Below are 1,712 nucleotides of genomic sequence, written 5' to 3' on the forward strand. Positions count from 1 at the left end.
GATGGCCAGGGGCAGGCCGTCGAGGTGGCGGCACAGGTCGGCCACGGCCTGTGCGTTGTGGGGTGTGAGGGTGAAGCCTGGGGCGGCGGCGGCCGCGCGGTCGGCGAACAGGACGACGGAGTCGGCGTGGGTCCCGCCGGGATGGGTCCCGTCGGGGTGTTCGTCGGGGAGGGCCAGGGGTGTGACGGCGAAGACGCGTTCACCGGCGATGTCGAGGACCTCGCGGCTGGTCGCCAGCACGCGGACGCCGGGGCAGGCCGCCAGCAGGCTGGCGGACAGCTTCGCGCACGCGCCGACCAGGTGCTCGCAGTTGTCCAGGACCAGCAGCGCGCGCTTGTCCCGCAGGTAGTCGGTCAGCAGCGTGGTGGCGTCGGGGCCCATGGTGCGCAGGCCCACGGCGTTGATCACGCTCTGTCCGACCTGGTCCGGTTCGCCGACCTCCGCGAGCGGCACCCAGTACGCGCCGTCGTGGAAGGCGCGCCGCACCTCGCGGGACAGTTGCAGGGCCAGGCGGGTCTTGCCCACACCGCCGGTGCCGGTCAGCGTCACCAGACGCGAGTCGGCCAGCAACCGCTTCAGCTCGGCGAGCTCCGAGCGGCGACCCACCAGGCTCGTCACGTCGGCGGGGAACCCGCCGCCCGTCAAGGCGCCCATACCAGCGAGCGTAGTCCAGCCCCGGCCTCCGCGCGCTCGCCGACCGATCCCATGAACAGAGCCGGTCCCTCGGCGTCATGCTGCTGAGGGACATCCCGTGCGGGACGGGAGTGAAGACGTGGCGCCGCGTGAGCGGACCGCCGCGATGCAGGCCGTCCTGGCGATTAGGACAGCGGTCCGGCCGAGGATCATCAGAAGGGACGTGATCGGCCTTGAAGCCGCCGTTCTCCAGCGCGGTGACACCGCCCTGGACGTTCTCGTCATTGGAGCCCCAGACGACCCGGTTCTTCACACCGGGGTTGGCGGTGACGGTGGCGGCGATCTTGTCCTACGCGCCGGTGGGGTGTTGTCGACTGAGGGTCGCCGCCGACGAAGGCGTCACCGGCTGGGGCGACCCCGTCGTCGAGGGCCGCGTCGACACGGTCCGCGCCGCCGTCCACGAACTCGCCCACCACCTCGTAGACGAGGACCCGCTGCGGTCGAGCACCGCTCCCCGGCTCGCTCGCCCCGGGTGCCGGCATAGCCGCGTCCGTAACGAATTCGCATACCCGCGGGATCGACGGGTCCGCCCCACCTCCTTAACCGGCAGGCACCGAGACGGTGCCGGAACTCCTCCTCGCCGGCAGGTAACCACGTGTCCACCCCCCGCAGTCTGATCCTCGCGGGTGCCACCGCGCTCGTCCTGTCGACCGTCCCGGTCGGTGTGGCAGGCGCCGCCACCGGTGCCGCGTCGGCCGGCCCGTCGGCCCCGGCCCCGCACATCGACGTCCCGTTGCAGCGGGGTCTGGAGCCGTCGGTGACGGGGGTCCCCCGGGAGTTCGAGGTGGGCGGGGCGCCCAGGGAGTTCCGATACACCGTCACCAACCCGACGGCCCACGACGTCGTAGCCTTCGCCTTGGTGCATAGGGCCGCCACCACTCACGGCGCCCTCGCCGTCAAGCTCTTCCCCGCCCTGTTCGGCGGCCCCGCCTACCTGAACGCGCTACGCGCCCCGTTCCCGGACGTGCCGTTCGTGCCCGTCGGCGGCATCGACGCCACCGCCGCCCTCGCCTACCTCA

At 72.5% G+C, this 1,712-nt stretch carries 2 protein-coding genes and 1 pseudogene; 2 read left to right on the top strand and 1 reads right to left on the bottom strand.

The annotated features are described in order from the left end of the window. A partial coding sequence (locus PUR61_RS44920) for an ATP-binding protein (protein WP_329885766.1) occupies positions 1–654 on the bottom strand: 654 nt, incomplete at its 3' end. A gap of 338 nt (positions 655–992) precedes the next feature. Between PUR61_RS44920 and PUR61_RS44925 the strand changes: the two genes are divergently transcribed. Together PUR61_RS44925 and PUR61_RS44930 are read left to right on the top strand one after the other, a co-directional pair. Then, on the top strand, positions 993–1,310 hold the full coding sequence (locus PUR61_RS44925; RefSeq protein WP_443035351.1) for a hypothetical protein: 318 nt from the start codon (positions 993–995) through the stop codon (positions 1,308–1,310). Beyond that, positions 1,289–1,712, top strand: a pseudogene (locus PUR61_RS44930) (hypothetical protein); the annotation flags it as partial. The gene PUR61_RS44925 and the pseudogene PUR61_RS44930, both read left to right, overlap by 22 nt.

The organism is Streptomyces sp. BE20, assembly GCF_036322525.1.
In the GTDB taxonomy this organism is placed as follows: Bacteria; Actinomycetota; Actinomycetes; order Streptomycetales; family Streptomycetaceae; genus Kitasatospora.